The organism is Microcystis sp. LE19-195.1E, assembly GCF_027532095.1.
Taxonomy (GTDB): domain Bacteria; phylum Cyanobacteriota; class Cyanobacteriia; order Cyanobacteriales; family Microcystaceae; genus Microcystis; species Microcystis aeruginosa.
Window position 1 is genome coordinate 1 of sequence record NZ_JAPZSZ010000262.1, and the last position, 5,870, is coordinate 5,870.

Sequence of the window (5,870 nt, forward strand, 5' to 3'; positions counted from 1 at the left end):
TCTGAAATGGAGCGAAAGTCTGTGGACTTTGTGTAAGACAGTACATGGTTTTTTAACCGTGGTATGCAACGGTGGTTGAAGCAGAAACTTAAATCGTGAGGTTTAGGAATCGCCGCACTTTTAGGGCGGCGAGGATGTCAATTGGAGAAATAAACCATGAATCGGGCAACGGAATTCGATCGCACAATGATGCAAAGATGTCTAACCCTTGCTAGGCAAGCCTTGGGGCGGACTTCTCCTAATCCTTTGGTGGGTGCTGTGATCGTTCGAGAGGGTACAATTATCGGCGAAGGTTTTCACCCAGGGGCCGGACAACCCCATGCAGAAGTTTTCGCCCTGAGACAGGCAGCAGAAAAAGCTCGTGGTGCCACTTTATACGTCAATCTTGAACCCTGTAACCACTATGGACGTACTCCCCCCTGTAGCGAGGCAATTATGCGAGCAGGCATTAAAAAAGTGGTGGTGGGGATGATCGATCCTAATCCCCTAGTGGCGGGGAAAGGCATTCAAAGACTAGAATCGGCAGGCATCGAGACGCTGGTGGGAGTGGAGGAGTCCGAATGTCTTCAACTCAATCAGGGTTTTATCCATCGCGTCACCGCTAAAAAACCCTTCGGTATCCTCAAATATGCCATGACTCTCGATGGCAAAATTGCCGCTACTAGCGGTCATAGCACTTGGATTACTAGCCCCGCTTCTCGCCAAATAGTCCATCAATTGCGATCGGCCTGTGATGCGATTATCGTCGGCGGTAGCACTGTCCGTCAAGATAATCCCCACCTCACCACTCACGGCCTCTCCGATCATAATCCCCTGCGCGTGGTCATGACTCGATCGCTCGATTTACCACCCTCGGCCCATCTTTGGGATACCAGTCAATTTCCCACCCTTGTCTATACACAAATTAATTCTAATGTCAAGCTTAAGCAACAATTATTAACAAAAGGCGTGGAAGTGATCGAACTCACCGAGGTGACACCCACTTTAGTGATGGAAAATCTTTATCAGAGGGGATTTTGTCAGGTTTTGTGGGAGTGCGGCGGCGGTTTAAGTGCAGCCGCAATCGCTGAGGGCATGGTACAAAAAATTATCGCTTTTATCGCGCCCAAAATCATCGGGGGAATTAATGCACCTACTGCCGTGGGTGATTTAGGTTTCCAGTTAATGAGCGAAGCTTTACAGCTAGAAAATGTCACGGTTAATTATCTCAATCCCGATATTTTGATTGAGGGATATCTGCAAAGTGACCAGTAGAGCTACTGCAACTCCCCCTCAATCAGCAAATCTCAACCAACCGCTTGCAAAAGTCACAAAGTCATCGATAACCCCGATAATCTGGCACTTACCCCTGATTTTTGCGAGCGAGTTCTAGAAATCGCCCCGCTGCCGTTAAATGCCTTTATCGGTACGGTTATCCCCCTAGAAGAAGTTGGGCAATCGCTCTGTGATCAATGGTGCCATTATCGAGCAAAATAAAAAAGTTAGAATAGTCAAGCCCTTAGTGATTGAACGTATGACGGTACTCGAAAAAGGTAATATCACGATTCATACCGAGAATATCTTCCCTATTATCAAAAAATCTCTCTACACTGACCATGAAATTTTTCTGCGGGAATTGATATCCAATAGTGTTGATGCTATCTCGAAATTAAAAATGGCTTCTTTAGCAGGAGAAGCAAGAGGAGAAGTCCCCGAACCAGAAATTAATCTCGCCATCGATAAAGAAAATCGTACCCTATCAATTACCGATAATGGCATCGGGATGACGGGGGAAGAAATCAAGAAATATATTAACCAAGTTGCCTTTTCCAGTGCGGAAGAATTTATCAATAAATACCAAAAATCAGCCAACGATTTAATCGGTCATTTTGGCCTAGGTTTCTATTCGGCTTTTATGGTGGCTAAAAAGGTAGAGATTGATACTCTTTCCTATCAAGAAGGTGCTACCCCTGTCCATTGGTCTTGTGATGGTTCTCCAGAGTTTGAATTAACCGATTCTTCCCGCAGCCAAATCGGCACGACTATTACCCTAACTTTAATGGATGAGGAAGGGGAATATTTAGAACCTGCCCGCATTCGCCAGTTAGTCAAAACCTACTCAGATTTTATGCTCGTTCCCATTAAAATTGATGGGGAAGTGATTAATCAACAACGGGCTTTATGGAAAGAATCTCCTCAAAATCTGACTAAAGAAGACTACCTAGAATTCTATCGTTATCTCTATCCTTTCCAAGAAGAACCTTTACTCTGGGTACATCTGAATACCGATTATCCTTTCTTGCTCAATGGCATTCTTTATTTTCCCAAACTCAGACCGGATGTGGATGTCTCAAAAGGACAATTAAAGTTATTCTGTAATCAGGTTTTTGTTAGCGATCATTGCGAGGAAATTATTCCCGATTTCCTGATGCCCTTGCGAGGAGTTATCGATAGTCCAGATATTCCTTTAAATGTGTCTAGAAGTGCTTTAACCAAAGATCGCACCGTTCGCCGCATTGCCGATTTTATTGCCAAAAAAATTGCTGATCGCCTCAAATCTCTCTATAACGAAGACGCAAAAGAATATATTCGTTGTTGGGGAGATGTGGGAACCTTTATTAAATTTGGTTCCTTGAAAGAGGATAAATTTAAACAGCAGGTAGAAGATATTTTAATCTATCGGACTACCTACAAACCCCCAGAAACCCCGGTACAAGTGGCAGTGCAAACCGCCGAAGGTGACGCAGGGCAAGAAGCAACGGCGAAAACTCCCCTAGAAGCGATCGAACAGGAAGGTTATACTACTCTCAAAGCCTACCTAGAACGCCATAAAGAACGCCACGAAAATCGAGTTTTTTACTGTACCGATCCTCGTAGCCAATCCACCTACGTTGAACTCTACAAAAATCAAGGTTTAGAAATCCTTTTCTTTGATTCTTTCATCGATACTAATTACTTTATTCCTTTCCTAGAAAGAGAATACTCCGATGTGAAATTCACCCGGGTTGATTCTGAATTAGACTCGACGCTGCTCGAACAGGATCAAGCTAGTGAAATTATCGATCCCGCCAGTAATAAAACCCGGTCTGAATTGATCAAAGAAATTTTCGCCAAAGCCCTCGAAAATTCTCGCATCAATATCAAAACTGAAGCCTTGAAATCCGATGATCCCCAAGCTACTCCCCCGGCAATTGTCTTACTTCCAGAAGCGATGCGACGCTTACAGGAAATGACGGCAATGATGCAACAAAAAGCCATTGCTTTCCCCGAAGAACATATTCTGATGATTAATACTAATCATCCCCTAATTCAACAGATTGTCCAGATTAGTCAGGGAAGTATTGTTACTGGTAGCGGCGAATCTCCATCGGCGCAATTAGCGAAAATGCTCTGTCAGCACGTTTATGATTTAGCTTTAATCGCTCAAAAAGGATTTGATGCCGAGGGAATGCAAGCTTTTGTGGAACGTTCCAATCGCGTTCTGACTAAGCTAACCGAAAAGATTTAATCTATTGCAAAACTTTGGCTGTTTCGATATGCTGAGAGTGTGTTAATTCACACTCTATTTTTTTAACCTGATCAATATGATCTAGCAATAAGCTATCTTGCCGCCGTCAGCCTTGAATCAGTTATCAGTTATCAGTTATCAGTTATCAGTTATCAGTTATCAGATGTAAGTTTTCAGTTCACTTATACTGTTTACTGTTTACTGTTTACTGTTTACTGATAAGTAGGGAGGCACAATTATTTGTAGGATGGGTTAGCGGTAGCTTAACATGAGCGGGCGTTGGGTTTCATGCTTCAACCCAACCTACGTTCTGTTTACTGATAACTGTTTACTGATAACTGATAACTGAAAAATGCGCTTACCCACCCTCAAATATGAGCGAGGAACCTTAATTCTCCATCCACCACCAAAAGGGAAAAAATGGCTAGATTTTGCCACTTGGGATGATCGTATTGAAAGATTTCGCATTTTGGCCATTCATTATCGTCCTCTCGTGGAAACCCTACAGGAGGAGGGCATTAACTTCCAAGATGAAGCAAAAGCTTTCAACAATTTAGAATTAATTGCCAGTTTTGAACGGGAACCCTACCCCCACCAAACGGAAGCGTTAATCGCTTGGAAAAAATCCCAGAGAAGGGGTGTTATCGTCCTTCCCACCGCTGCCGGCAAAACCTATCTTGCTCAATTAGCTCTACAATCGACTCCCCGCAGTACCTTAATTATCGTGCCGACTATTGATTTAATGCACCAATGGTATGCCCAGATGTTGGCGGCTTTTCCCGATGCCGAGGTGGGATTATTAGGGGGAGGTTCTAAGGATAATAGTGCTATTTTAATCGCCACCTATCAAAGTGCGGCAATTTATTCAGAAACTCTTGGCAATCGTTACGCTTTTTTGATTTTTGATGAATGTCATCATTTACCATCGGATTTCTTTCGGAAAATAGCGGAAGATTCGATCGCACCCTATCGTTTAGGCTTAACAGCAACACCGGATCGCGGTGATGGTAGTCATCAAGATTTAGATTATCTTATTGGTGCAATTGTTTATCAAAAAAGTCCCCAAGACTTGTCAGGAAAAGCCCTAGCGGATCATGAAATAATTCAAATTAAAGTGAAACTATCTGCCAAAGAACAGGAAAAATATCAAGAAGCAATTAAAATTCGCAATGATTTTTTAAGAAGAAATAATCTCAGTTTGTCTGGTTTAGATGGTTGGCAAAATTTTGTCATGATTAGTGCCAGAAGTAGCGAAGGGCGCCGGGCCATGTTAGCGCACCGGGAGTCGAAGGAAATATCCTCTGGAACCCAGGGAAAATTGCGGGTTTTAGCCGAGTTAATCTGTGAACACCATCCGGAACGAATTTTAATTTTTACCAACGATAATGCCACAGTTTACCGCATTTCCGAGAGCTTTTTAATACCTGCCATAACCCATCAAACTCCCGTGAAAGAACGCCATGAAATCCTGACCCGTTTTCGTCAGGGAGAATACAAAATTCTGGTGACTTCCCATGTTCTTAATGAAGGGGTTGATGTGCCGGAAGCAGGCATCGCGATTATTTTATCGGGAACCGGTTCCACTAGGGAATATATTCAGCGTTTAGGACGGGTGTTAAGAAAAGGCCAACAAGAGGATAAACGGGCGATTTTGTATGAAGTGATAGCCGAAAATACCACGGAGGAAAAAACCTCCCAACGACGACGGGGAGAGCAGAAAAATAAAACTAGCTATAAAACCGGTAATCGACAATTGGAATTATTGCCTTCTCCTCCGAAAAAATCTTTTTCTTTCCCGAAAGCTGCCGAATCTTCTACCCCTTGGGTAAGTTCTCCGGAGTCAGAGGAAGAATAAAAAATTTCTCTGGGGGATTTTCATCTATAATAGAGGTAAAAAATCTGGATTGATACCCCTATGACCGAACTTGCCCAACAAAAATGTCAACCTTATCAATCGGGTTCTTCTCCTATCACTGCCGAGGAAATTACCGCTTTACAGGCTAAAATTCCCGATTGGAATCTCTTAGAATACGAGGGGATTCCCCGTCTGCAAAAACTCTATAAATTTGCCAATTTTCAAGGGGCAATCGCCTTTACTAATGCCGTGGGAGAAGCAGCGGAAAAAGAAGGCCATCACCCCGCTTTATTGACAGAATGGGGTAAAGTTACCGTTTCTTGGTGGACCCATGACGTGGGCGGATTACATCAAAATGATTTCATCATGGCTGCCCGTACCGATGATATTTATCGAAAATTTGGGTCTAAAACCCCGTCCTTTAGCGTAGCGGAGGACGGCTTGACATTTCTAGCTAAATAGTTTACCATGGTAAATATAGTCTGGTAAACAAGATGTTAAAAGCGTTTAAGTACAGAATCTATCCGA

Annotated in this window: 4 protein-coding genes; all 4 read left to right on the top strand. The window is 43.1% G+C overall.

Translation table 11 applies throughout. From position 1 onward, the window contains the following. The first annotated feature begins 156 nt into the window (after positions 1–156). The 4 genes from ribD (at position 157) to O9300_RS14755 (ending at position 5,804) form a co-directional block, all read left to right on the top strand. A complete protein-coding gene (ribD, locus tag O9300_RS14740; protein WP_287972415.1) occupies positions 157–1,254 on the top strand; it encodes a bifunctional diaminohydroxyphosphoribosylaminopyrimidine deaminase/5-amino-6-(5-phosphoribosylamino)uracil reductase RibD in 1,098 nt (365 codons plus the stop codon). Positions 1,255–1,513: 259 nt separating this feature from the next. Further along, a complete protein-coding gene (htpG, locus tag O9300_RS14745) occupies positions 1,514–3,487 on the top strand; it encodes a molecular chaperone HtpG (RefSeq protein ID WP_287972419.1) in 1,974 nt (657 codons plus the stop codon). A gap of 352 nt (positions 3,488–3,839) precedes the next feature. Further along, on the top strand, positions 3,840–5,342 hold the full coding sequence (locus O9300_RS14750; protein ID WP_287972416.1) for a DEAD/DEAH box helicase: 1,503 nt from the start codon (positions 3,840–3,842) through the stop codon (positions 5,340–5,342). A 60-nt stretch (positions 5,343–5,402) separates the two neighbouring features. Further along, a complete protein-coding gene (locus tag O9300_RS14755; RefSeq protein WP_002801753.1) occupies positions 5,403–5,804 on the top strand; it encodes a 4a-hydroxytetrahydrobiopterin dehydratase in 402 nt (133 codons plus the stop codon). The last annotated feature ends 66 nt before the right edge of the window (positions 5,805–5,870 follow it).

Coding starts and splice junctions, on each gene's coding strand:
- O9300_RS14750 (WP_287972416.1), top strand. CDS start 3,840: ATGCGCTTACCCACCCTCAAATATGAGCGAGGAACCTTAATTCTCCAT.
- ribD (WP_287972415.1), top strand. CDS start 157: ATGAATCGGGCAACGGAATTCGATCGCACAATGATGCAAAGATGTCTA.
- htpG (WP_287972419.1), top strand. CDS start 1,514: ATGACGGTACTCGAAAAAGGTAATATCACGATTCATACCGAGAATATC.
- O9300_RS14755 (WP_002801753.1), top strand. CDS start 5,403: ATGACCGAACTTGCCCAACAAAAATGTCAACCTTATCAATCGGGTTCT.